The organism is Leptotrichia sp. oral taxon 215 str. W9775 (assembly GCF_000469505.1).
GTDB lineage: Bacteria > Fusobacteriota > Fusobacteriia > Fusobacteriales > Leptotrichiaceae > Leptotrichia_A.
Window position 1 is genome coordinate 54,288 of the sequence record NZ_KI272867.1, and the last position, 23,744, is coordinate 78,031.

The window sequence follows — 23,744 nt, forward strand, 5'->3', positions numbered from 1 at the left end:
TATTATCTCTATACTAAAAATGACCAGATTTCTCCAGTCATTTCACATTCATTAAATTTATTGTAAACCTTTAAAGTTAAATATTGGCTTTATTACTTCTATTATGTCCATTGTTTCTTTTGTAGCTTCCACTATTTCATCAATGTTTCTATATGCCTGTGGTGCTTCATCAAGAGTATTTTCCGTAACAGTAAAGCTTTTTACACTTTCCATGCTCTCTTTGTAATCCTGAAGGGATATACTCTCTTTTGCCTGACTTCTGCTCATTACACGTCCTGCTCCATGAGGTGCTGACTGCAGCCACTCCTGGTTACCTTTTCCCATTGCTATAATGGAACCGTCCCTCATATTTATTGGAACTATTATTTTCTGCCCTTTTCTTGCAGGGGTTGCACCTTTTCTGACTGTCATGTCTTCAAAATCTATATAATTATGTACAGATTCCCAAAAATTATCTGCATTAAATCTGTATCCAAAAAATTCAAGTATTTTTTCTATCATTTTTCTACGATTTTCACTAGCAAATTTTTGAGCTATTTTCATGTCGTTTATATAACTTTGAGCCTTTTCTCCTATCAAAATATGTGCTGTCTTATTATATTTTGCTTTAATACTGTCCTTCAGATTTTCCCTTTCTTCAGGCGGTGTATTATTTAAGTCATTTTTATAGGCTTCCAAGTCAAATTCAAGCATTTTGTTATAATATTTACAAATATCCAGTCCAAATTTTCTGGATCCTGAATGAACTACAATATAGTCATTATCCTTACCGGAATTTATTTCAATAAAATGATTTCCACCACCTAAAGTTCCAAGTGCCCTTGAATAAGATTCTATTTTCTCTTTAGGCTTTTGCATTATTAAATTACTGAAATCAAATTTTTGGGTCTTATCCTGTAATTTAGGTCCTGATGGAATATTTTCATTTATATGATTGTAAAATGCCTTCCAATCAATATTTTCTACGTCCAGCTTTGGAATTTCATACACACTCATTCCGCAACCAATATCAACTCCAACAATATTTGGAATTACTCCTTTTTCTACATCCACTTTGGCAACAAATCCTACCGGAACATCTTTTCCCCTGTGAGTGTCAGGCATTAAATGAACTTCATCATACAATCCATGTGTATTTTCATGAACATCATTTATTATTCCGTAATCAAAATTTATTGCATGATTTACAATGTTAATTTTACTTTTCATTTCCTTTCTCCTCCATATTCATTATAATTTTTTAGAGGGTTAGGGGGTTTGAGATACTTTGTCCAGTATTATACCTCATTTTTTGTAAAAAGAAAAGGAAAATTTAGATTTTGATATGAAGGAAAAATTGTAATCAAAATTATGCAATTCTTCAATATAAGTATTTAATTTATCACTTATTTTCTGTTTTTCTTCAAGAGGCATATTTTCAATTTTTTTTAAAATAGAATCTAAGATTTCAGCAGATCTTTTACTCATCTTCTATCACTCTCCCTATATTTTTTATACAATTTATCTCTTTAGCATTATAGATAACTTTAGAACTAGTTCCAGGCTTAGTACTATTGATTTTTTCATTATTAAAAAAATGATTATTATATTTATAATTTTCACCTATTGTTTTTATGATATTATATTCTTTTGAAAATTCAGATATAAAATCAAACAAAAAATTTAATTTATCTCCTATTTTTGTTATTTTCTTTTTCTTTATATTTAATTTTGGTTCTAAATCTACAGACTTCCAAATTCTGTCTATAATTTCTATTTCTTCGTTATCTGTTAAATCTAACATTTTCTCTAAACTTACAAAGCAGCTTACTATTTTGAAATTTTTAGTTTTATCTTTTTTTAACTTCTCATTTTTCCAATACTTTGCATTTCCAAAATTATCCCAAAAATACATACCTTTTCCTAACCATAAAGAATCATAAGGATGATTTGACTCTAACAACTTATTTTCAGAAATAAATTCGTTACACTTCTCACTTAAATTACAATGATAAACTTTTATTATAGGTGCTAATTTAGCATTCACAACTTCTATTATTTCTTTTTTATCATCACAGATATTGTAGAGGTATTCTTCCTAAACCAAGGTATAACACGATTTACCTTTTTACAATATGTTGCATATTCTTCTCCAAATTTTTCCTTCATCCATTTTTCTTCTGTAAATTTCATTAATATTGTTAAATAAGCCCAAAAGATAAAGGGTAATATCAATAAATACAAATTTGAAGCAAAAAGTAAGATTCCTGTAAAAATAAAGGTGAAGGCAGAATATATTGGATTTCTTACAATAGAATACACACCATCTGTAACTAAATGACCAGCTTTTATTTCATCCCTTATTCTTTGAAATAAAACAGCTTTTATCCATAAAGTAATACCACAGATAATAAAGATTATGCCTATAATAGACAGCAATATTTTTGCTTTTGGAACCTCACCTGATTCCAGTAAGCCATAATAGTCCAACGATAATCCACATATTGTAAGAATAAGACAACTTATTACGTATACTGGACCAACTCCAAATATTGGCAATTTTCTTTCTCTATCTTTCTTCACTTACTTTCACCTCTTCAATTACAATCAGAGTTTTTTAACTCAGAATAGTCAGCAAAAAATCTAATCTTCTTCATTATTGGAAGGTTCTATCTCTTTTTGTCCCTTCTCTTCCATTTCTTTTTCTTTTTTAGTTTCTTCCTCTGACAATACTTCTACTATAAATCCATCTTTTTTCCATTCTTCTATTTTTTCTTTTGATGTATCAAATGGAAAAACAATTATCGGAGGCATATCTATAAATTCGCATACTGCTCCCATTTTTCTTCTTTTCTCCTTTTTTTATTTTTTCTTTTTTATTTAAAAATTAAATCTAAATATTAAAAGATAAAGTATTATTAAATATATTTTTCAGGTAATCTATTACTTTTTATCTCTGACTGTCACATTTATATTAAAATTTAATTTTAATTCTTTATCCAAATTTTCTTCTTTTGATTCAGGAATTAATTCTCCTATAGGTATACCATTCATTGTTACACATTTTCTTATAATCTCACGTACTTTTTTCTTATCCATTCTTCTCCTTTTTTGACCTAAAAAAATTTTCTAGAATAATATCCAAGATATTTGTCTCCTTATTTTTTTAACCAATACACAATTACAGCTATTATAACCATAGCTAGTAAAAATTCTAATTTTTCCTTTAAAGTTGTCTTTCTCATTTCAAAAGTGATTTTTCTCTTTTTTAATTTGAATTCTTTCTCCATAATTTTTTTTCCTGTCATATCTTGTCATCACCTTTCTAATTCCTCATTTCCCTTAACATACTCACTACTTCCATATGTGCGTCACAGGGAACATTTTTTTATTTTCAAAGCCTTTAAATTCAGTATTTTTTATCATTTCTATTACTTATAATATACCAATAAATTTATTTTATTTCAAGATAAAAAATACTCATAACTAATGGTAATTTACAATAGTAAGTATAGTAAAAAATATTTGACTTATATAATTTTTTATACTATAATGTACATAAGATTACTTTGTCGAGGTTTTTAGAAACCTGACTACCATCTCATTACAGATTGTAATGAGATTTTTTTTAGGGGGGAATATTAATGAATAAAAATGTTATATATGATAAGCCTTTTTTAACTACTTTAGAGTTATTAAAAAAATTAGAGAAAGATTATAAATTAGCTATTGGATATACTGATTTTGAGTTTAATCTATTAGAAACAATATCTTATTATGATTTAATTAATGGATATAAAGAATGTTTTATAGAAAATGAAATTTATAAATATCCATACACATTACTTGATTTATTTTCTTTTAGTACATTTGATAGAGAATTTTAAAATATTTTATTCAAATATAGTGTTTATGCTGAAAATTGTTTTAAAAATAGACTTTCATATGTCTTAAGTAAAAATTTTGGAGTATCTGAAAAAGATTATTTAAATATAAATAATTACATTTCCAGCACTTATAACTACGGGCTTTATAAAAAATTAAGAATTACTCTATCAAATATAGAAAATATAATTAATTCTAAACAAACTGATAATCCTACAAAATTCTATAAAAATGTCCATAATCATATTCCGTCATGGATATTATTTAAAAATGTAAATTTTTCAGATTGTATAGATTTATTTTCATTTTTATCCAAAAATTTAAAACTAGATGTTATAAAATTTTATTTTGATACATCTATTATAAAAGAAGATGACTCTATTAGATTATTTAAAAATATGTTGACTATTATTAGGAAATTTAGAAACAAAATAGCTCATAATCATAAATTTCTAACATACAAAGTTCCATTAAAATATGCTTTATCACAAAAAAATTTAATCAAAATAAATCCCTATCAATTAATGAGAAAAAGAGACTTAAATAAAAAGAAAACTATTGGACAAAATGATATTTTTTCTTTTATACTTTCACTTTCTATTATTGTTAATAATCATATGCTTAATCATAATATGTTATCAGAAATATTGTTACTATTTCAATCAGAAAGTAATATTTTATATAAAAAAATAGATGTTTCAAAACTTTATATAAAATTTTCCAATTTGCCGGAGGATTTTTTAGAACGTATATCTAAAATTGATTTTTGGTCACTTATTCAAAATCAAATAAGAAAATAAAAAAAGTGGACTATGGTGATTAAATAATTTGTTACCAGTAGTGTTACCATTTTGTTACCAATAGTCCAATTTTATCTTATTTTTTTTCAATTTATTTCAATTTTTTATTTTCTCAACCCCTCTAAATCCTTACTTTCCTTAACATACTCACTACTTCCATATGTGGTGTCACGGGAAACATATCAACCGGGCAAACCTTCACAACTTCATAATCATTCTCCTGAAAAGTTATTAAATCCTGAACTAATGTTTTCGGATTACATGAAACATAAATTATATTTGAAACATCATACTTCAGAAGCTTCATTATAGTCTTTTCCCCAACTCCGGGTCTTGGTGGATCAAGAATTATAATATCAGGCTTTATTTCCTTTTCTTCCAGCTCGTCAAGTTTCTCAAATACATCCCCCGCAATGAACTCTGCATTATCAATATTGTTTAATCTTGCATTTTCATTGGCTTTTCTGACTGCCTCTTCCACAAGTTCTATTCCATAAACTTTTTTAGCCTTTTTCGATACAATCTGACCTATTGTTCCAGTTCCACTGAATAAGTCAAAAATAGTACATTCATTTGTATTCTCATCGACATTATCAATGTACTCCATAACTTTTCCATAAAGAAGTTCCACTCCATTAGAATTTGTCTGAAAAAAACTGTATGGACTTATTTTAAATTTCAGTCCAAAAATTTCTTCTGTCAAATCCCTTTCCCCGTATAAAATAGTTTCACTTTCAGAAATAACCATATCTGAAAAATTATCATTAAATGTATGTAAAATTCCTGAAATTTTAAATCCGTAACTCAATTTTAGAGCCAGAAGCCCTTCCTTGAACATTTCCTGAAACTCCCTCTTCTGAGTTTCCTCGATTTCTGTAGTTGTTATAATATTTACTAAAATCTGTTTTGTAAATTCTGCTTTCCTTATTACAAGATTTCTGAAAAATCCTTTATGATCAAGTCTATGATAGAAGTCAAAACCTGTTTTTTTACAAAATTCATTACAGAAAATATATATCTGATTAAAATTATCATCCATCAGCTTAAGTCCGTCAACTTCCACAATATCGTGAAAACTGTTCTGTTTATGAAGACCAAGAATTATTGGGCCATCTTTTACTGCATTTCCAAAGCTGAACTCCATTTTATTCCTATATTTTTCCGGCTTCGGACTTTTAACCGGTTCTTCAAAAATATATTCATTCTTAATAATTCTGTCCAGTTCCTTTTTGATATGCCCTGCTTTAATTTCCAGCTGTTCTTCATAAGTATAGTACTGATAGTTGCAGCCTCCATTTTGTCTTGCTTCATCATCATAAATTGCATTTTTTCTTCCTGCAAAATCAATTATTTTACAATGTATCAGCTCATATTTATGACGTCTTTTCACAAAAATTCCTTCAACAATCTGGTCTTTTGCAGCATTTATATTTGTATATATTTTATTCTCATCGTAGAAGCCATATGCTCTGCCTTTTGTATCAAGATTTTCAATTTTTAACTGTATTAAATCCCCTTTTCTCAAAGGTTTCTTATTTAATTTCTCCATATTTTCCATTAATTTCTCCATGTTTTATAAATTCATATATTTTTTCAATCTTTCAATTGCCTCTTCCAGTATAGGAATATCGTGCACTATTGAAAATCTCACATAACCTTCCACCTGGAATGTTGACCCCGGTACAATTGCAAGACCTGTTTTTTCAAGTAAATCCAGTGCAAAATCCAAAGATTTCATATTTTGAAGCCTGTCTATATTTTCATATCCGGCAAAAATATAGAATGCTCCTTTAGGTTCAAGACATTTAAATCCCATTTTTTCCAGTTCATTCTTAAAATAATCAATCCTTTTTCTGTATATTTCAGAAACTTCCCTTCTGTCAGAACATTTTTCAAGAGCCGCCATTGCACCATACTGTGACAATGTGGAAGTACTTGTAACATTATACTGGCTTACCTTTTTCACCTGAAGCTGTAATTCAGGATTTGTGATTATATACCCTATTCTGTATCCTGTCATTGAATGGGATTTTGAAAATCCGCTCACTATTATAAGCTGTTTTTCCAATTTTTCCCAATATTCTGCAAATGAAGTATATTCCTCAAAAACTATTGAAGCATATATTTCATCACTTAAAAGGTATATTTCCTTATCTTTTAACAAGTCTGCGATTTTTTCCATTTCTTCCTTTGGTAAAGTTGTTCCTGAAGGATTATTTGGATTAGTCAGAATTATTAACTTAGTTTTTGGCGTTATATGTTTTTCAAGTATTTCTGCTGTCAGCTTAAATTCATTTTCCCTCAAATCAATGTATTTAGGCTCTCCCCCTGTCAATTTTATCAATGAACCATATCCCACATAGGCAGGGGTTGGCATCAGCACCTCATCACCTTCAGCAATTATAGCCTTCATTACTGATCCCAGTCCTTCTGTAGACCCCACTGTCACTAGAACATTATCTAAAGAAAAATTCCCATTAAAATTATCATTATAAAAATCAGCAATTTTTTTACGTAATTCAGGCATTCCACCTACTGGTGAATATTTAATCCTTGTATTTACTGCATGATATGCCACAGCCTCCTTCACTTCCTCAGGCACATCAATGTCAGGCTCCCCAATTGACATATTTATAGCATTGTCATATGTCTGCATTTTTTCATATATTTTTCTTATATCAGAAATTTGAATTTCTTTTACAATTTTATTTATATACATAATCTTTCCTTTCATAGTTAAAATACTGTTATTTCTATATTCTATCATATTTTATAACTAAAAAACAGTTATGTATTACTTTTTATTTGAAAATTTTAAAAATTTCATTGTAATATACATATTTTTTTGATAAAATCTATATGTAGCTCTTTCGATTTTTAACATGGGTTATTAGATAAAAAATTTAACATTGAAAGGATAATATAATGAATGAAAATAAGGAACAATCAATAAACTTAAATATAATATTCAAAATAATTTATAAAAATATTTTTCTTATAGGACTAGTTACTGTTCTTATGGCTGGGCTGGCAGGTTTTTATGCCTTTACAAGCAAATCCTTTAAAAGCGAGATTATTTTATACGGAAACGACAGGGTTTTAAGTGAAATTGGGGAAAATTCCCAGTATTCATTAAATTCCTTCGACTTCTTCAGATTTATACAAAAAAATTCAAAAACATTAACAAATACAAAGCTTCCTGAAGAAAAATTTTTGAAGGAAATGTCAAAAAAGCTGACAGCACAGACAGAAACAGGAGACCCTACAGTTAAGGTTAAATTTTCCAATTCAAATAAGATTGAAGCAGAAAGCTTTTCAGAGGAATATGCCAACCTTGCTGCAAAATACCTTGCTACAAGGGAAGATGACTTTTTAGATAAACAGATTAAACTGCTGGAAGAACAATATAATTTTATGGCAAATAACGTTGATTTAAGAACAACTAAAGATTCATTGAGTGATACTCTTGTTTCAAGACTTGCATATTACAGACTTTTGAAAAGTGATACTTCACCGCTTGTAAAACTTGTAAATATAAACGTAAAACCTGCATTAAATAAAAAGTTTGTTCTGGCAGGTGGAATTTTTGCAGGATTATTTTTAGGAATTTTAATTGCATTTATTAAAGAATTCTCCAAATCACTGGATTGGAAAGATATAAAATCAAAATAATAAACTATTAGGAGGAATTATGAAAGATAAAGCTTCCAGTAAGCTTGAAACAATGGGAAAAGCTTCAATTTTTCCTATATCATTGCTACCTCTTGCCGGACTTTGTCTGGGATTGGGAACGTTATTTACAAACGCTTTAAACATTAAGATATATGGCCTTCAGAATATTTTGGGAAAAGTATATTTTGTCGGTAATACTCTTACAGTAACTAAAACTACGGCATTATATGAATTTCTGATTATTTTGTCAAAACTTGGAAATATAATTTTTTCAAATCTTCCTCTGCTTTTTGCAATTGGAACAGCATTTGCATTTACTAAATATGAAAAACCTACAGCAGCACTTATGGGAGGAGTATTTTTTCTGATTATGCATCAGACAATTAACGGCCTCTTATCTACAACTATAATTCCAGGTGTTCCGCTAGTAGCTGACACTCCTGAAAATCCATATGCAATGCTTATGGCAGGACAAAGTGTCATACTTGGAATACAGTCACTGCAAATGGGAATATTTGGAGGAATTGTTGCAGGCCTTATGACTGCAGGAATACATAGCAGATATTGTAAAATGAAATTATATTCAAATATGAATTCTCTTTCTGTTGCAGAATTCTTTAAACTGTCGAAGCTTCCGGCACTACTGACTGTAATATGTGCCATTTTTACCGGAGTTGTTTCATATATTGTATGGCCACTTGTTCAAACGGGAGTTGCTAATTTAGGATTTTTTATAAAAAATACAGGATATGTTGGAACCTTTCTATTTGGCTTCATTGAAAGAATACTGATGCCTTTTGGGTTACAAAATGTCTTCACTCTTCCCCTCATGTATACAAAAACAGGAGGAGAAATGATTGCAAGAGGAACTTCTATTCAAGGATTTCAGAATATGTTCCTACATCATCTTACTGATCCTGCTACAAAGAAATTTTCCGTTAATTATACAAGATTTATGACAGGAAAATACTTATTTATGATGTTTGGATTGCCTGCCGCTTCACTTGCAATGTACAATGCGGCTTCAAAGGATAGAAAGAAATTTATAGCTGGTTTACTTTTTTCAGTGGCACTTGCTTCATTCCTTGTTGGATTTACTGAACCACTTGAACTGCTTCTTCTGTTTACTGCACCATTGTTATACCTAATACATATTATTCTTGCAGGACTTTCATTTGTGACGATGCATATTATGAATGCTGCAACAGGTGTATCATTTTCTGGAGGACTGGCAGATTACTATTTATTTGGAGTATTACAAGGACAGGCAAAAACAGGATTTACTTCTATTATTCCTTTTGGAATTGCCTATTTCATAATTTATTATCTACTATTTAGAATTCTTATTTCAAAGTTTAATTTAAAAACCCTTGGAAGAGAAAATATAGTGCAATATGATAAGGAAATTAAAGTAGAAGAAATTATTCCAGCTGTAGATACTGTTACTGTTAGAAAGCTTACTGAAGAAGAAATTAAAGCTGACAGTAGTCTTACTGCTGAAAATAAAGATAATGAAAATACGACTGATGAGTCTAATAAAACTTCTGAAGAAAATTCAGAAAAATCTGAGGAAGAAATTTCTGAAGAAAAAAATATTAGGGAGCTTGAAAAAACTGAAGCAATCCTCTTTGCTCTTGGAGGAAAAAGAAATATAATAAATATTGATAACTGCTCTTCCAGATTAAAACTGGAAGTAAAAAATTCTTTATTTGTTAACGATGCAGCACTGAAAATTACCGGTGCACTAGGAGTTATAAAAAATAAGGAAAATGTAGAAGTGATTTATGGTCCTGCTACATCAGATATAAAAACAAGACTGGAAGAATATTTAAAAACAGACAATAATGCATAATAATCAATAGAAAATAAGCTATCTCAAAAGTTGAAAAATATAAATATAAATGTAATATATAAAAACCATATTTATTCTTTTACTGGAATTTCACTTGTACAAAACAGAAAATGAATTGTGAAATTCTAAATAATTCATAAATATGGTTTTTACATTATTTTCTAATTTTTTTTCTATACAGTAAAATTCCGATTATTATAAAAAAGCTACTATATAGGGTAATAAAACCAAGATAAAAATCTCTATTTATCAATACAGCTACAAATACTGCTATTGAAATCAATATTAATATCAATTTATTTATATCATGTAATATTCTAGCACATAAATATCCTATTAAAAGTGATATCATTGAATGAATAATAGTTGTAAGTAACCCTTCTCCATGCAAGCAATAAGATAAATATACAGAAAACTTTAACAACTCTGCTTTTGCATGTAAAAAATAAAGAAATATAAAATAAATAGTTAATTTTAATATTAATATCATATTTTTCCCCATACTTACACCATAAAATTAGTACAATTTTATTATTTCATATAGAAGATTCCAGAATTTTTCCAGATTAATTTTCTTTCCTGCCATAATAACATTACCTTTTTGATTTCCTGTATTTTCACAGTTACAGCTGCTGCACACTGTCTGACCATACTTTTCAGAATCTTTGATTTCAACTCTACATTCTACTTCTTCAACTTCAACGATACTTTCATCAATTATATAAGCCAATGTCACAACATCATGTAATGTATGATAGATAAAATTCCCATTTTCATCGTATCTTTTTGGAAAATGCAGCCCTTGATATAAGAAGTCACTTGCCTTTGTATTTGTAGCCTGAATTTTATTTACAATTTCAGCATCAGGCATTGTTTTATTTGTAACATCAAGCCCCATCATTACAATTGGCACTCCTGATGAGAATACAATGTGAGCCGCTTCAGGATCGGCATATATATTAAATTCAGCATAAGGAGTATGATTTCCGGCACCACAGCTTCCACCCATAAGAACTATTCTTTTAATTTTCCCTTTTATTTCAGGCTCAAGTCTCAATGCCATTGCAATATTTGTCAAAGGTCCAACAGGAACAAGCGTAACTTTTTCTTCACTGTTCAAAAGAGTATCTACTATGAAATTCACTGCATGCTTTTCTTCAATCTTTCTTTCTGTACCAGGTAATTTTATCCCATCCAGACCTGTTTCTCCATGAAAATCACTTGCAATAATCTGGTTTCTCAGAAGCGGACCTTTTACTCCACCATACACACGTGTTGTATCAAATTTAAAATAATCGCATATTCTCAATGCGTTATTTGTTACATTTTCATAAGTCTGGTTTCCTGCAACTACTGTTATTCCTAATAAATCCAATTTTTCATGTAGTCCTGCCACCATTATTGCAATCGCATCATCATGTCCCGGATCGCAGTCTAAAATTATCTTTTCTTTTGTCATAGCATCCTCTCTCCTTCTCTAAATATATTTTTTATTTGAATGTTTTGTTACTATCTTTGGCTTCTTTTTATCATAAAATCAACCTCAGCATTAGCATTTATAGGTATAATCTGAATATCGGGATTCTTATTTATATAAACTCTGAAAATCTCATCTGCAAATGCCTGACCTATTATATCCACTTCAGAAAAATCTAAAAATATTATTCTAAACTTTTCAGCATTTAACAATATTCTTCTTGCCTGCGAACGTGACATGAAAGACTCACCCATATATTCTTTTGCCAGATATACTGTTATTGTTGTCTTATCAAAAACATAGTTATCATCTGTGTATTCCTGAAATACTTGAAATGTTGTTCTTTCAGTATTTTTATCTAAAATAAATAAAACACTTGTTCCTTTTATTTCATTATCAATATTCTCAATTTTTTGAAAATTATATAAATTATGAGCATTTCCTGTATAAAATTCTTTATCAAAAGACTTTATTTGAAAAAAGTCTACTACTTTAGACGTAAAAAATATTCCTTCTCCACTATGATTTTCAGCATCTGAAGTTAATTTCCCTTTTTGTAATTCAAATATTGCCTGATTTTCATTTTCCAGATTATGATCTTCTTTAATTTTTCTGAATATACCTATTCCATTATCTTCAATATATACAAATATTCTTTTATAATCTTCTGTATAAAAAATTGTTATCTCATTTCCACTTGAATGCTCAATAGCATTATTTAACATCTCTGTAAATGTATAATTTAGAATATGTCGTATATTTTCTTTTTTATCTTTTTCATATTCAGAAATAAATTCATTATAAATAATATCTTCTTCTAAATCTTTATTTTTGTACTTTTTCAGTTCATTAACATAAAATTTTAACTGATATTCATTTTTTTCACTTTTTTCAATTATATTTTCTTCTAAAAGCCCCTTAATGTATTTTGATACTGTTTGTCTACTGACTGGATATTTTTCAAGAACTTTCTTATAAGGATTTTCTCTCATGTCAATGGTATCTATAATGAATTTTTTTATTTCTTCTCTATGCTCTTTACTAAAACCCATATATTTACCTCCTAATTTAAAACATGTAAACTTTAAAAAAAAAAATCTTTATTAAGTTTACATGTTAATTATATCCTATTTCATATTAGAAGTCAATTTTTATTCCTGATTCATATAATAGAAATTAGGATATTGCCTACTAATTTGTCAAATTTTATTAAATATATTTACTTCCTTCTTTTATACTTAATTTTGCCATTTTATCCTTATTTTTTTCAATAAAATCTCTTACCCACTTGGGATTTGTCTTACTGTAATCCCTTAATGCCCAGCCAATAGCTTTGTTAATAAAAAATTCTGTCTGACCGAAATTATTTTTAATAATTTTTTCAAGCAGTTCCACATTTGTTTTTTCTTTTCTTAAAAGCTGGTGATCTATGGCTATTCTTCTAAGCCAGATATTTTCATCAGTACTCCATTGAAGGATAATATCATTTACTTTCGGATATTTTAGTGCTATTCCGCCTATAATCATGTCAAGACAGTCAATTGTATCCCACCATGACTTGGAAAGAGAAAGTGCTTTCAATTTTGGAATATCCTTATCAGTTAAAATGTTCTTCACTGCCTGTAGATAATCAAGTGCCGAGTATTGTAGTTCCCTATATTCATTTTTCCAGCAGTTATTTATAAAATCCCAGTCTATTTTTTCAGATTTTTCCTGTTCTTTTTTATATTCCTTAAAAAAAGCTCTAAATATTTTTCTTCTTTCAGGAGTTCTAATTCCAATATGTTTAAACTTATTAAGCATGTAGGCTGACATTTTTTCTGCCTGTTCTTCATTTCTATAATTTAACATTTCAGCGTATAACTTTTCATAGTCCATGTTTTTTATCCTCTTAGATTAATATTTTTAATTTATCAATATTAAATAGATTATTTTGACTCTTAATTTATTTCTTTACTTCCTTCAGTTCAAATGCTCCAAAATAAATCAAAATAGCAATTTCTATCATAGTTATTGAAATTACTACAAAAGCTCTGTTTATGTTTTGCATAATAATTAACTGCGTCATAATACAATGAAAAAGAGACAAGATTAACCAGATTTTATAATGAAGCGTTATTTTATATTCCTGTGTTTCTGAATTTACATCTATAATTTTCTTTGGTGATTTTTCAAAAAAGCTATTGTACACTTGAATAGTCTGTTTACCATAATCCATTGCAATTTCATTTTTCACATTAGGCATTATATCTTCTGTTCTTTCATCATTTATTCTCAGTTTATAGATTTTTATATTTTTCCTTGCTACTCTGGATCTTAGAATATTTTTAGATTCTACAATAATTTTAGGCATGTTATTCTTCTTTCTTAACTTAATATATCACACAACTACAACATCTTTCAATCCATTTTTCACTGCAATTCTCTTAAGCTTATTCATATAGGCATCATTTGGTGTATAAGCCTTTAAAACATCCTCCCTGACACCATTCTGACGGAATTTTATAATCTTGTATTTTATATCACTGTTACATTCTGCAATAAGCTTACTTATATTATCCACCATTTTCTCATTGTCAGTTATTTCAGGCACAATTACTGTCCTTACTTCATAAACTTTATCCAGTCCTGCTAAAAACCTGAAATTTTCAATGACAGTTTTATTTGTTGTTCCTGTTATAAGATTATGTTCCTCTTCAGTAAATCCCTTTATATCTATCATTACCTTATCCAGAACTTCTACAAATTTCCTTTTTTCTTCAGACCAAAGTGGAAATGAGCAGTTACTGTCTACAAAACAGGTCAATCTCGGCCATTTCTCCTTCACTGCTGTGAAAAGCTCTGTTAAAAATCTCCATTGCAGTGTGCATTCTCCACCTGAAACAGTTATTCCTGATATGAAAGGAGCAACTTCCGAGATTTCATTCATAATTTCTTCCACTGTCATTGGAGTTACATCATCTGAACAGTTTCCTTCCTTCATTATTTCTATTGTTTCAGGATTGTGGCAATATAGGCAGTCAAAATTACACCCCTGAAAAAATATTGACAGCCTGTTACCCGGGCCGTCAACATTACTGAAGGGTATTATTTTGTTAACAATCCCTTTCATTATTCATTTCCTCTTACTTTTCTTTCCAATATTTTAGAATTTTCCCTTGCTCCCAGTCCAAATACAACTGTCTGCTGTATAACCTGCTCATTTTTGTATAATTTTTCCATTTCAGATTTTTTTACAAGATATCCTGTTATTCTTATTACATCAGCATCTGTAGAGTAAACAGAGAAATATCTCATTCCTTCCTTAAATGCACCTTTTATAATATCAAGAATTGAAGCCGGATTTTTAGAAGACATTTCATCAAATGGGAAAATATCTCCTATTCCTGATTTAAAATAAGGGTGGAATTTAGCAGTCTGTTTTATGTGCTTAGGTAAAGCCGGTTCATCTCCTATAGGAATTCTGCATCCTGGACTTATTCCGGCATCTGTATCTATTCCTACCTGAGCATGAAGCACATAGTGATTATCAGTTATTTCACAGTACTTTGTCTTGTAGTTGTGTACCAATTCCTGTAATCTTTCAATAACTCTTACTCCAAGTTCATCAGCATACTCGCTCCATCCAAACTTGTCTTCCTTATTTTCTGCACCTATTATTTTATTTACACATTCAGCAAGCCCTACTACTCCAAACATTCCACTGAATCTATCCCTATGGATTAAACCTTCTTTTACAAGGAAACTTGTATCAAAGAATCCACTTTCTTCCACAAGGAACTTAACTCTTTTATCCATGTAGCTTGCCATTCTTTTAACAGCTTCAGGCAATGCATTATTAAGTAAGTCCTCTTCATCCTTTGCTTCATTTGCCAATTTTGCCAGATTAAGTCTTACAAGGGTATAAGCTCCACCACCAATACTAAGTCCATTGTAGCAGCTTGCTATTGCATAATCTTCCCCATAAAAGTCTTTTCTGAACATTTTATTATTTGCAAAACTAGGTTTAGCAACTTTTAAACTTGTTTCAATTGCCAATACTGCAAAATCATCAGGAGTCACTTCTTCATCATATTTCAATGTCAGGTTAGGAGTCATTGTATTGAGCTCAGCTGTAGCTCTCATTATCATTTCCCCTGCCTTTGTTTTGTGAGGTCCTAAATTTGCATGACAGAATGAATCTGTAATAGTTCTGTCAATTTGAAGAAGGAACAGCTTAATAGCCTTATATGCTTCTTCCTCATCTTTTATGTATGGCTCAAGCAACGTATCAAGATTTCCAAGATAAACTGGATACGTAGTTATGGAAGGTACATGATTATACAATATAAGTAAATTAGTTGTAGCTTCCCATATGTCCTTTGCAGGTTTTATTTCAAGAAATTTACTTCCCTGTTTCATAAACACTTCATAGTCAGGTGTAATGTATCTTGCCCTGTATGGAGCATTTCCTTCAAATAAATCACAGATTATGCCTTTATCTCTATATTCCTGAATTTCAGGTGTAATTCCAAGAACATCAAGTGTTGCTTCAGCAGCTCCTGCCAGTGTTCTCAGCTTCTGTTCATAAGTAAGAACTCTATTTTTAACGATAGATAAAATTTGATCCGACATAAAAGTCCTCCTCTAAATAAATTCTTTTCCTGTACTTTTTCCTGTATATTTTAAATCAAAATCCCAAATTGATTTTCTATTTGTCTTTTCTTCGTACAAATATTGTACCACATTTTTTCTATAAAGGCTATATCTTAATTATCTTTTTGTGACTTTATTTTTCAACTTTATCTATTCTTAATTTTTTTAAACTCTATTTTTTATCTCTTATTTATTTTCTTCAATAAACTTTTCTATTTCTTCCCTTGTTGGAATTGAATCCTGCGCTCCCTGTCTTGTTACAACAATTGCCGATACTGCAGTTGCGTATTTTATAGCTTCGTCAGGATTTCCTGTTTCGCATATTTTCATTGTAAATGCTCCAATAAAGGAATCTCCGGCCGCAGTTGTATCCACTGCCTTCACTTTATAAACACCGTATTTCTTTATACTGTTATCTTCACTGAAAAGAATACTTCCTTTATCTCCTAACGTAAGAATAATATTTTTTATACCGTATTCTTTCTTTTTACTTGAAATTTTTTCTGTATATTCTTTATCATTAAATTCTATTTCAAAAATTTCTTCCATTTCAGTTTCATTTAATATTAGATAATCTGTATTCTTAAAAACTTTCTCACTTAACTTTCTTGCAGGAGCAGGATTAAATATTGTTATCTTTCCAAGTTCCTTTGCCTTCAAAAGAGAAAATTCCACTGTATCAGCAGGTATCTCATTCTGCAATATTACAACATCACTTGAAGCTATGACATCCTGTTTATCCTGAATATGTTCCTTCGTAATTTTAAAATTACTTCCAGGAATTACAATAATATTATTATCCCCTTTTCTATCAACTGTTATAATTGCTCTTCCTGTCAGTTCATCACTTTTAATGACATTATCAGAAATTATTCCATATTTATTCAAATTCTGAATTAATTTTTCTCCCTGTGAATCTTTTCCAACCATTCCAATCATTTCTGTTTTCATTCCCAGCTTTGAAACTGCTACAGCCTGATTAGCTCCTTTTCCTCCACAGCTTTCATAAAAATCATTTCCAAATATTGTTTCTCCTAACTTTGGAAGTTCCTCCACCTTTACTGTCATATCCATATTTAAGCTTCCTATTACAAGTGCTTTTTTCATTTTGACACCTCCTCATTTTTTTAATTTTACCATACTTTCCCCCATTTTCCTAATTAAAAAATACAGGAAAACAGAGGGCTATCTCAAAAAGAAAACTTAAAAATAATATAAAAGAGGTTGTCTCAAAAAGAAAATTAAAAAACCAATGTGAAAAACTATATTTTTGAATTATTTAAAATTTTACAATGTAAAACAGAAAATGAATTTAGGAAAAGTCAACTGTTTGAGCCTTCAGGCGAGTTTTTGACTTTTCCTTAATGAATGACTGTTTTATATGAGTAAAATTTTAGTAAATGAAAAAAATATAGTTTTCCCATATACTATATTAATTTTTACTATTTTGAGACAACCTCTTTTTATATCATATTTTTCAATTTTGAGATAGCCTATCTTTTCCTGTATTTTTAAATTAATCCACCCTCAATGCTTCCATAGGCTCCAGAGCCGCGGCTTTTTTTGCTGGATAAACTCCAAATACAAGGCCAATCATTGTTGAAACAAAGATACATACAAATACAACAACTGGGCTTAGAATAGGGGTTGCTCCCACAAATATTCCTATAAGAAGCGCCAACAGATATCCTATTATTGCTCCAATTATACCTCCAAAAAATGTCAGAATTATGGCTTCAATTAGAAACTGCACAAGAATATGCACTGTTTTTGCTCCAATCGCTTTACGAAGACCAACTTCCCTAATTCTTTCCGTAACACTTACAAGCATAATATTCATAACTCCTATTCCACCTACAAAAAGTGAAATGGCGGCAACTCCGCTTATAAACAGTGACAGCATATTTAGAATATTGTTAAATTCATCAAGTCCCTGGCTTGTAGAAGATACATTATAAATATCCGGATCACTTCCTCTTGTTTCAAGAGACTTCTTAACTGCTTCCATTACCCTGTTCATATCATTGGCATCTGTAGCTTTTACCTGTAATTCCGTATATTTATCCTGTTCATTACCATTTATATGGTTAAGATAATTATTCGGCAAAAGTCCCATTCCAGGCATACCTTCAGTTCCACCACCCAGACTTGCATATGGATTTTTATAAACTCCAACAACAGTAACAGTCTGACTATTTTTTCTAAAATTCAAAGTGAGTTTTTTTCCTATCGGATTTTCTCCAGGATATAGTTCTTCTGCCGTTATATGATCTATCATTACATATTTTCCATCTTTTCTGTATTCACTGGGTAAAAATTTTCTTCCTTTCAGTACCGTATAATCTGATATTTTAAAATAGTCCTCTGTCACTCCTGTTCCTTGAAACATTTTTGTATTATCATTTACACTTATTCTGGCAAAGGTGCTTGAGGTAGGAGTAACTGCCTCAACTCCTTCGATACTTTTTATTTTTTCTATATCTTTTGATGTAAGCAGATCATCTGTTTTATAAGTCTGTCCAGGCGAAGTATCAATTGATATTTCAAAATTTGACACTCCAAGTTTATTCAAATCACCCGTAATATTTTCCTTAATTCCTGCACCAAGAGAGGACATCAGTATAACTGCGGCTATTCCAATTATTATTCCTAACATTGTCAGGAAAGAACGTACTTTATAGCTGAACAGATTTGATACGGATAATTTTAACAGTTCAAAAAAATCCATTTATACTCCCCTCCGATTATATACAATTTCATCTTTTTCTATTACACCATCTTTTAATCTTATTATTCTTTTACAATGTCCCGCTACATCTTCTTCATGGGTAACCATTACTATCGTTGTTCCATTATCATTTAACTTTTTAAATATTTCCAGAACCTCTTCTCCTGATTTTGAATCCAGATTTCCTGTAGGCTCATCCGCCAGAAGAATTCTAGGATTGTTTATTATTGCCCTTGCTATCGCAACCCTCTGTCTTTGACCTCCTGACATTTCACTAGGTTTATGATGTATCCTGTCACCTAATCCAACACTTTCAAGTGCTTCTGTCGCCCTCTTTATTCTCTCACTTTTTTTCACTCCTGCATAAAGTGCCGGAAGGGCAACATTTTCCACTGCTGTCATTTTAGGAAGCAGATTAAATGTCTGAAAGACAAATCCTATTTTTTTATTTCTCACCTCAGCAAGTTCATCACCTTTTATCGTTGAAACATCCTGATTGTCAAGAATATACTTTCCTGATGTTAAACTGTCCAGACATCCAAGAATGTTCATAAGGGTAGATTTTCCACTTCCTGAAGGTCCCATGAAAGCCACATATTCACCTTCCTTAACGGAAAGATTAAGTCCTTTCAGTACTGTCAGTTCCAAATGGCCTGTTTTATATGTTTTTACTATATCGCTTACGTCTATCATAAAAATTTACCTCTAATTCATATAATTCGTGTTTCCTACATTGGCGGTCCACCAGGACCTCCTCCGCCACCTTTTTTCTTATTGCCTTTTACATTCGCTTTTTTTCCGTTATTTTGTGAAGGATCTGCTATTTTTATTTTTTCACCATCTTTAAGTGCTTCATCAATTACTGAAATTATTTTGTCTCCTTCTGACAATCCTGATGTAACTTCATAATATGAATCATCATTTGTTCCAATCTGTATTTCCTTTTTTGTAACTTTGCTGCTATTATCCACTGTAAATACATAATATTTTCCATTTTCATTCATAACTGCACTATATGGAACTTTTATTATATTTTTGCTTTCCTTGTAGAAAATTACGGCATTGATTGTCGCTCCAGGTCTTAAGCTCTTGGCATCATTAAACTTTATTGTAACTGTTGTATTACTTTCATCAAGGCTCGAACTTTTTGTTGCAACTCCTGATACTTCAGCAACTTCCCCTTCAACCTTTTCCCCATCAGGCAATGAATCTGATGTTATTTCCACCCTTTGTCCCACAGCAACATTTTTTATTTGTGAATCTGAAAGGCTCACTTCCACCTTCATATTTTTTGTATCTGATACTTTAAAAAGCGTAGTTTCTGTATTTACCCTATAGTTTTCATCTGCTGTCATTTCAGTAATTACTCCATCCACCGGACTTACTATTTCATCTTTTATTAAAGATAAATCTTCCTGCAATGTTGACAGTTCCAGCTGGGCAGTTTCCAGGGCAATTCTCGCATCATCAATTGACACTTTTGAAGCTCCTCCAACTTTAAAAAGCTCGCTGGCATTTCTTAAATCTCTTCTTTTCTGTTCCACTTCCAGAGCTTTTATCTGTATTTTTCTTACAGTTTCATTTTTATCCACAGGATAGAATGTAACAACTACATCACCTTTTTTTACATTGTCTCCCTTTTTGAAAAATACCTTCTGAACTCTCTGGCTTGAAGTTGTATAGACTGAAATTTCATTATCTGAAACAACTTGTCCTGTCTTTTCAGTAGAAAGTGATATATCTCCCTTTTCCACTGTTGTAACTTCATATTCCTTGACTTCTGTCTTTTTACCGCAGGAAAGCAGAAAAACCAGAAGCAGGGATAAGAATAATATTCCTTTTTTCATGGAAATCTCCTTTTTCATTATTTATAATATTTTATTTTTCTAGTATATGCGGCCAGTTCATTTTTAGCCACTTCATAGTCGATTACTGCCTTGTTGTAAGCATTTCTTTTTTCCACATAGTTTTCATATGTATCTGCTCCAAGCTCGTATTTTTTAGCATATATTACGTAGTTTTCCTTAGCTATATCCATATTTTTCTTGCTGATCAGTTCATTTGTCTGATAAGTTGTATAATTTAACATTTCCTGACCTACATTGGATAATATTTCATTCTTCTTCTGTTCATATTCCAGTTTCAGCTTTTCCGATTCATTTTTCAAATCTTCAAGCGTATCATTATACTGTTTGAAAGTCTTTGTTATCCCCACACCTACAGTAAATGATTTATTTTTTATTGAGTACCCCGCATCTGCTGTCACTTTTGGAACTTTGTAATCATAAGTTTCCTTTTTCAGTTTTTCACTGTTCAGACTTTCGTTAAGCTCGATTTTTTCTGCTTCTGACAATCGCAGCTTATAGAAGTCTTCATTTTTCAGCTCAACCTTTTTTATATCTTCAAGCTTTTCATTTTCAGGAATTGTCACATTATAAATCATGAATTTTTCCTTCAGGATTTTCAATTCTCTTTCTAAATTTTCATATTTCAGCTGGGAAGTCTCATATTCTGTTTTAGCTAAATCAAAATCATATTTTGCAGCCGTTCCAACTTCATATTTTTTAGCCTGTATTGCATAATCCTTCTTTTTATCGTCCAGAGAAAGAGCTTCCTGCTCCATTTCCTTTTCCTTGCTCTTATAGTTTTTATAAAGGTCTATAAGCTCTCTTATTTCAGAATTTTTTGTTGTTTCATTAGTTATTTTCTGAATATCCCTCTGAATATTGTTTATTTTCAGGTTATATTTATCATCTCCATTTTTTGAAAAATCATTCAGAACTTTTGAAACTCCAATTTTATTTTCTGTCATTTCATTGTTTGTTATATTGTAAGTATTTTTATAATAAAATAATCCATATTTCACAGTATTATCTGTACTTATTCCATCATATGTGTGACTGTTTTCGTATGTATTTTGAGAAGATATGGTTACTTCATTCCATGAACCCTTTTTCAGAACTTTGTCCTTTATATCATATGTTTTCAAGTTGGCTTCGTTTATTTTCGTGGTATAGGATTTTTTTTCATACTCTGAAATTGCCGTATCTAAATCCATTCCATAACTTAAAGCACTTAAAAAACACAGAAAAAGTAACTGCAATTTCTTACTCTTTATACTAGGAATTACCTTAAACATTCTATACTCCTTTCTTACAAATGAATTGTATCATTTTACACCTTTTTCCTTAGAATACTCTTTTTTTATACTCCTTTTTATGCTTTTTTCAAGCTTTTCCTCTATTTTTACATCAAATAAATCTTAACAGATAATTTTGTCAAAATTGTGTCATTTTTCTTTTTTTATTCTGAATATCGGATTTTGTAGTTAAATTTTTCTTATTTATAGAATTTCATTGAAAAATATGTTAAAATAATGAAAGTATGAAAGGAGATTTTATGGCAAATTATAAAAGATTTGATTTTAAAAAACTGTATTTTATTTTATATATAGTACTTGTACTTATTGTAGTATACCTGCTTTTTAAACTTGGGATTTTTCTGTTTCCTTTTACATTGGCTCTGTTTTTTTCAATAATGACTCAGCCATTTTCAAGGTTTCTGGAGAAAAAACTTAAATTTTCACAGAAAATTGCAACCATAGTGTCAATTGTCCTGTTTCTGGTAATATTTTTAGGATTTATAAGTCTTTCAACATTACGTTTATCAGGGGAAATTTACAAACTTTCCATAAATCTTAACAAATATTCCAAAGATGTTCAGACTTTGTGGAACACTACAATAGATAAGGTTTACTCCCTTCTTGGATATTTTCCTGAAGGTTTTGATGAACAGGTAAAAAATTCCATAAACGGATTTATCAGAATGGGGACTTCAAAGCTAGGTTCCTTCATAAACAGCCTTATAAACTTTATTACATCAATACCAACAATAATACTTTATATCTGTATTACAATACTTTCAACGTTTTTTATAAGTCTGGATAAAAATAAGATAATGGCTTTTCTGGAACAGCAGTTTCCAGAATCATGGATAAAAAAGGTATATAACATAAAAAGAGAAATGTTTAATGTCCTCGGTTCTTATATAAGAGCTCAAATTATACTTATGACAATCTGTTTCTTTGAACTGCTGATTTCATTCAATATACTGTCATTCTTAAAATTTAATTTGCAGTATCCGTTGATTTTTTCAATTGTAATCTGTATTATTGATGCCCTTCCAATACTGGGAGCCGGAGCTGTACTTCTGCCATGGAGCTTAATATCATTTGTAACGGGAGATATTAATCTTGGACTGGCTTTACTCGTTATTTATTTTCTGGTTCTTTCTGTACGTCAGATGCTCGAACCAAAGCTTATAAGCCAAAATCTGGGTGTACATCCACTTGTTACACTAATATCAATGTATTCCGGATTTAAATTTTTTGGAGTTATAGGATTCCTTATAGGTCCTGTTGTAATGATTATACTTAAAAATGTATTCTCACGTGAACTGGAAATTGGATTTTTCAGAGAAATTTTTACTGAAGTTCCAGATGATGATGATAAAAATAAATCTGACAACGGTAAATCTGATAATGCTGAAAAAAATGCCGATTCTGGTTCTAATACAGAATTGGATAGTAACTCAAAAAATAATGAATCTATAAACGAAAAAGTAAAAAAATATATAGATAAGGAATTTATTGACGACAGAAAATGTTAAAAAAATAGAAATAAAAAACTATCAAAAAAGAATATATATCAAAAACTG

General features: G+C 30.0%; 25 protein-coding genes. 5 read left to right on the plus strand and 20 right to left on the minus strand.

The features are described from left to right. Window positions 1-57 precede the first annotated feature (57 nt). The 7 genes from HMPREF1984_RS09475 to HMPREF1984_RS11440 all read right to left on the minus strand — a co-directional run bounded on the left by HMPREF1984_RS09475 (window position 58) and on the right by HMPREF1984_RS11440 (window position 3,287). Window positions 58-1,209, minus strand: a complete 1,152-nt coding sequence (locus HMPREF1984_RS09475; RefSeq protein WP_021767765.1) for an RNA-splicing ligase RtcB — start codon at window positions 1,207-1,209, stop codon at window positions 58-60. Window positions 1,210-1,284: 75 nt separating this feature from the next. Next, window positions 1,285-1,467 carry a hypothetical protein gene (locus tag HMPREF1984_RS09480; protein ID WP_021767766.1) on the minus strand — a complete coding sequence of 61 codons (183 nt, stop codon included), beginning with the start codon at window positions 1,465-1,467 and terminating at the stop codon, window positions 1,285-1,287. Further along, window positions 1,460-2,026, minus strand: coding sequence for a hypothetical protein (locus HMPREF1984_RS09485; RefSeq protein ID WP_021767767.1), 567 nt, complete (start codon window positions 2,024-2,026; stop codon window positions 1,460-1,462). Before HMPREF1984_RS09485 ends, HMPREF1984_RS09480 begins: the two co-directional genes overlap by 8 nt. A gap of 8 nt (window positions 2,027-2,034) precedes the next feature. Further along, window positions 2,035-2,562 carry an isoprenylcysteine carboxylmethyltransferase family protein gene (locus tag HMPREF1984_RS09490; protein ID WP_021767768.1) on the minus strand — a complete coding sequence of 176 codons (528 nt, stop codon included), beginning with the start codon at window positions 2,560-2,562 and terminating at the stop codon, window positions 2,035-2,037. A gap of 60 nt (window positions 2,563-2,622) precedes the next feature. Next, window positions 2,623-2,820, minus strand: coding sequence for a hypothetical protein (locus HMPREF1984_RS09495; RefSeq protein WP_021767769.1), 198 nt, complete (start codon window positions 2,818-2,820; stop codon window positions 2,623-2,625). 102 nt (window positions 2,821-2,922) lie between these two features. Further along, the gene (locus tag HMPREF1984_RS11435) at window positions 2,923-3,078 is read right to left on the minus strand and encodes a hypothetical protein (RefSeq protein WP_021767770.1); all 156 of its coding nucleotides are present in this window, start codon (window positions 3,076-3,078) and stop codon (window positions 2,923-2,925) included. 59 nt (window positions 3,079-3,137) lie between these two features. Further along, on the minus strand, window positions 3,138-3,287 hold the full coding sequence (locus tag HMPREF1984_RS11440; protein WP_021767771.1) for a hypothetical protein: 150 nt from the start codon (window positions 3,285-3,287) through the stop codon (window positions 3,138-3,140). A gap of 336 nt (window positions 3,288-3,623) precedes the next feature. On the opposite strand from HMPREF1984_RS11440, the gene HMPREF1984_RS11020 reads away from it, so the two are divergent. Then, window positions 3,624-3,866: a hypothetical protein gene (locus HMPREF1984_RS11020; RefSeq protein WP_021767772.1), complete on the plus strand. Its 243-nt coding sequence runs from the start codon at window positions 3,624-3,626 to the stop codon at window positions 3,864-3,866. A gap of 3 nt (window positions 3,867-3,869) precedes the next feature. After that, window positions 3,870-4,664, plus strand: a complete 795-nt coding sequence (locus HMPREF1984_RS11780; protein WP_084408471.1) for an Abi family protein — start codon at window positions 3,870-3,872, stop codon at window positions 4,662-4,664. 121 nt (window positions 4,665-4,785) lie between these two features. Here HMPREF1984_RS11780 and rlmD read toward each other — a convergent pair whose 3' ends face one another. Both rlmD and HMPREF1984_RS09510 read right to left on the minus strand, forming a co-directional pair. After that, window positions 4,786-6,213: a 23S rRNA (uracil(1939)-C(5))-methyltransferase RlmD gene (gene rlmD / locus HMPREF1984_RS09505; RefSeq protein ID WP_036100547.1), complete on the minus strand. Its 1,428-nt coding sequence runs from the start codon at window positions 6,211-6,213 to the stop codon at window positions 4,786-4,788. A 24-nt stretch (window positions 6,214-6,237) separates the two neighbouring features. Then, on the minus strand, window positions 6,238-7,383 hold the full coding sequence (locus HMPREF1984_RS09510) for a pyridoxal phosphate-dependent aminotransferase (protein ID WP_036100498.1): 1,146 nt from the start codon (window positions 7,381-7,383) through the stop codon (window positions 6,238-6,240). Window positions 7,384-7,589: 206 nt separating this feature from the next. Here HMPREF1984_RS09510 and HMPREF1984_RS09515 point away from each other — a divergent pair, with 206 nt between their 5' ends. Then, window positions 7,590-8,336 (plus strand): Wzz/FepE/Etk N-terminal domain-containing protein, encoded by a 747-nt coding sequence (locus HMPREF1984_RS09515; protein ID WP_021767776.1) that lies wholly within the window; start codon window positions 7,590-7,592, stop codon window positions 8,334-8,336. 19 nt (window positions 8,337-8,355) lie between these two features. Next, on the plus strand, window positions 8,356-10,188 hold the full coding sequence (locus HMPREF1984_RS09520) for a PTS transporter subunit EIIC (RefSeq protein WP_021767777.1): 1,833 nt from the start codon (window positions 8,356-8,358) through the stop codon (window positions 10,186-10,188). Between the two features lie 517 nt (window positions 10,189-10,705). Here the strand turns inward: HMPREF1984_RS09520 and HMPREF1984_RS09530 are convergent. The 11 genes from HMPREF1984_RS09530 to HMPREF1984_RS09580 form a co-directional block, all read right to left on the minus strand. Next, on the minus strand, window positions 10,706-11,647 hold the full coding sequence (locus HMPREF1984_RS09530; protein WP_021767779.1) for a nucleoside hydrolase: 942 nt from the start codon (window positions 11,645-11,647) through the stop codon (window positions 10,706-10,708). A gap of 50 nt (window positions 11,648-11,697) precedes the next feature. Beyond that, on the minus strand, window positions 11,698-12,717 hold the full coding sequence (locus HMPREF1984_RS09535; protein ID WP_021767780.1) for an STAS-like domain-containing protein: 1,020 nt from the start codon (window positions 12,715-12,717) through the stop codon (window positions 11,698-11,700). Window positions 12,718-12,874: 157 nt separating this feature from the next. Beyond that, window positions 12,875-13,543: a DNA alkylation repair protein gene (locus HMPREF1984_RS09540; RefSeq protein ID WP_021767781.1), complete on the minus strand. Its 669-nt coding sequence runs from the start codon at window positions 13,541-13,543 to the stop codon at window positions 12,875-12,877. A gap of 67 nt (window positions 13,544-13,610) precedes the next feature. Continuing rightward, on the minus strand, window positions 13,611-14,018 hold the full coding sequence (locus tag HMPREF1984_RS09545; protein WP_021767782.1) for a hypothetical protein: 408 nt from the start codon (window positions 14,016-14,018) through the stop codon (window positions 13,611-13,613). Between the two features lie 27 nt (window positions 14,019-14,045). Next, a complete protein-coding gene (locus HMPREF1984_RS09550) occupies window positions 14,046-14,777 on the minus strand; it encodes a radical SAM protein (RefSeq protein ID WP_021767783.1) in 732 nt (243 codons plus the stop codon). Beyond that, entirely contained in the window at window positions 14,777-16,279 is a 1,503-nt protein-coding gene (locus HMPREF1984_RS09555; protein ID WP_021767784.1) for a YjjI family glycine radical enzyme, read from the minus strand. Before HMPREF1984_RS09555 ends, HMPREF1984_RS09550 begins: the two co-directional genes overlap by 1 nt. A gap of 207 nt (window positions 16,280-16,486) precedes the next feature. Then, window positions 16,487-17,407 carry a ribokinase gene (gene rbsK, locus HMPREF1984_RS09560; RefSeq protein ID WP_021767785.1) on the minus strand — a complete coding sequence of 307 codons (921 nt, stop codon included), beginning with the start codon at window positions 17,405-17,407 and terminating at the stop codon, window positions 16,487-16,489. 409 nt (window positions 17,408-17,816) lie between these two features. Continuing rightward, complete coding sequence (locus tag HMPREF1984_RS09565) at window positions 17,817-19,028, minus strand: ABC transporter permease (RefSeq protein ID WP_021767786.1); 1,212 nt, start codon at window positions 19,026-19,028, stop codon at window positions 17,817-17,819. Further along, window positions 19,029-19,721 (minus strand): ABC transporter ATP-binding protein, encoded by a 693-nt coding sequence (locus HMPREF1984_RS09570; protein ID WP_021767787.1) that lies wholly within the window; start codon window positions 19,719-19,721, stop codon window positions 19,029-19,031. It abuts the gene before it with no gap. 35 nt (window positions 19,722-19,756) lie between these two features. Then, on the minus strand, window positions 19,757-20,875 hold the full coding sequence (locus HMPREF1984_RS09575) for an efflux RND transporter periplasmic adaptor subunit (RefSeq protein ID WP_232219704.1): 1,119 nt from the start codon (window positions 20,873-20,875) through the stop codon (window positions 19,757-19,759). A gap of 17 nt (window positions 20,876-20,892) precedes the next feature. Beyond that, window positions 20,893-22,167 carry a TolC family protein gene (locus HMPREF1984_RS09580; protein WP_021767789.1) on the minus strand — a complete coding sequence of 425 codons (1,275 nt, stop codon included), beginning with the start codon at window positions 22,165-22,167 and terminating at the stop codon, window positions 20,893-20,895. 260 nt (window positions 22,168-22,427) lie between these two features. On the opposite strand from HMPREF1984_RS09580, the gene ytvI reads away from it, so the two are divergent. Next, window positions 22,428-23,696 carry a sporulation integral membrane protein YtvI gene (ytvI, locus tag HMPREF1984_RS09585; RefSeq protein WP_084408473.1) on the plus strand — a complete coding sequence of 423 codons (1,269 nt, stop codon included), beginning with the start codon at window positions 22,428-22,430 and terminating at the stop codon, window positions 23,694-23,696. Window positions 23,697-23,744 lie beyond the last annotated feature (48 nt).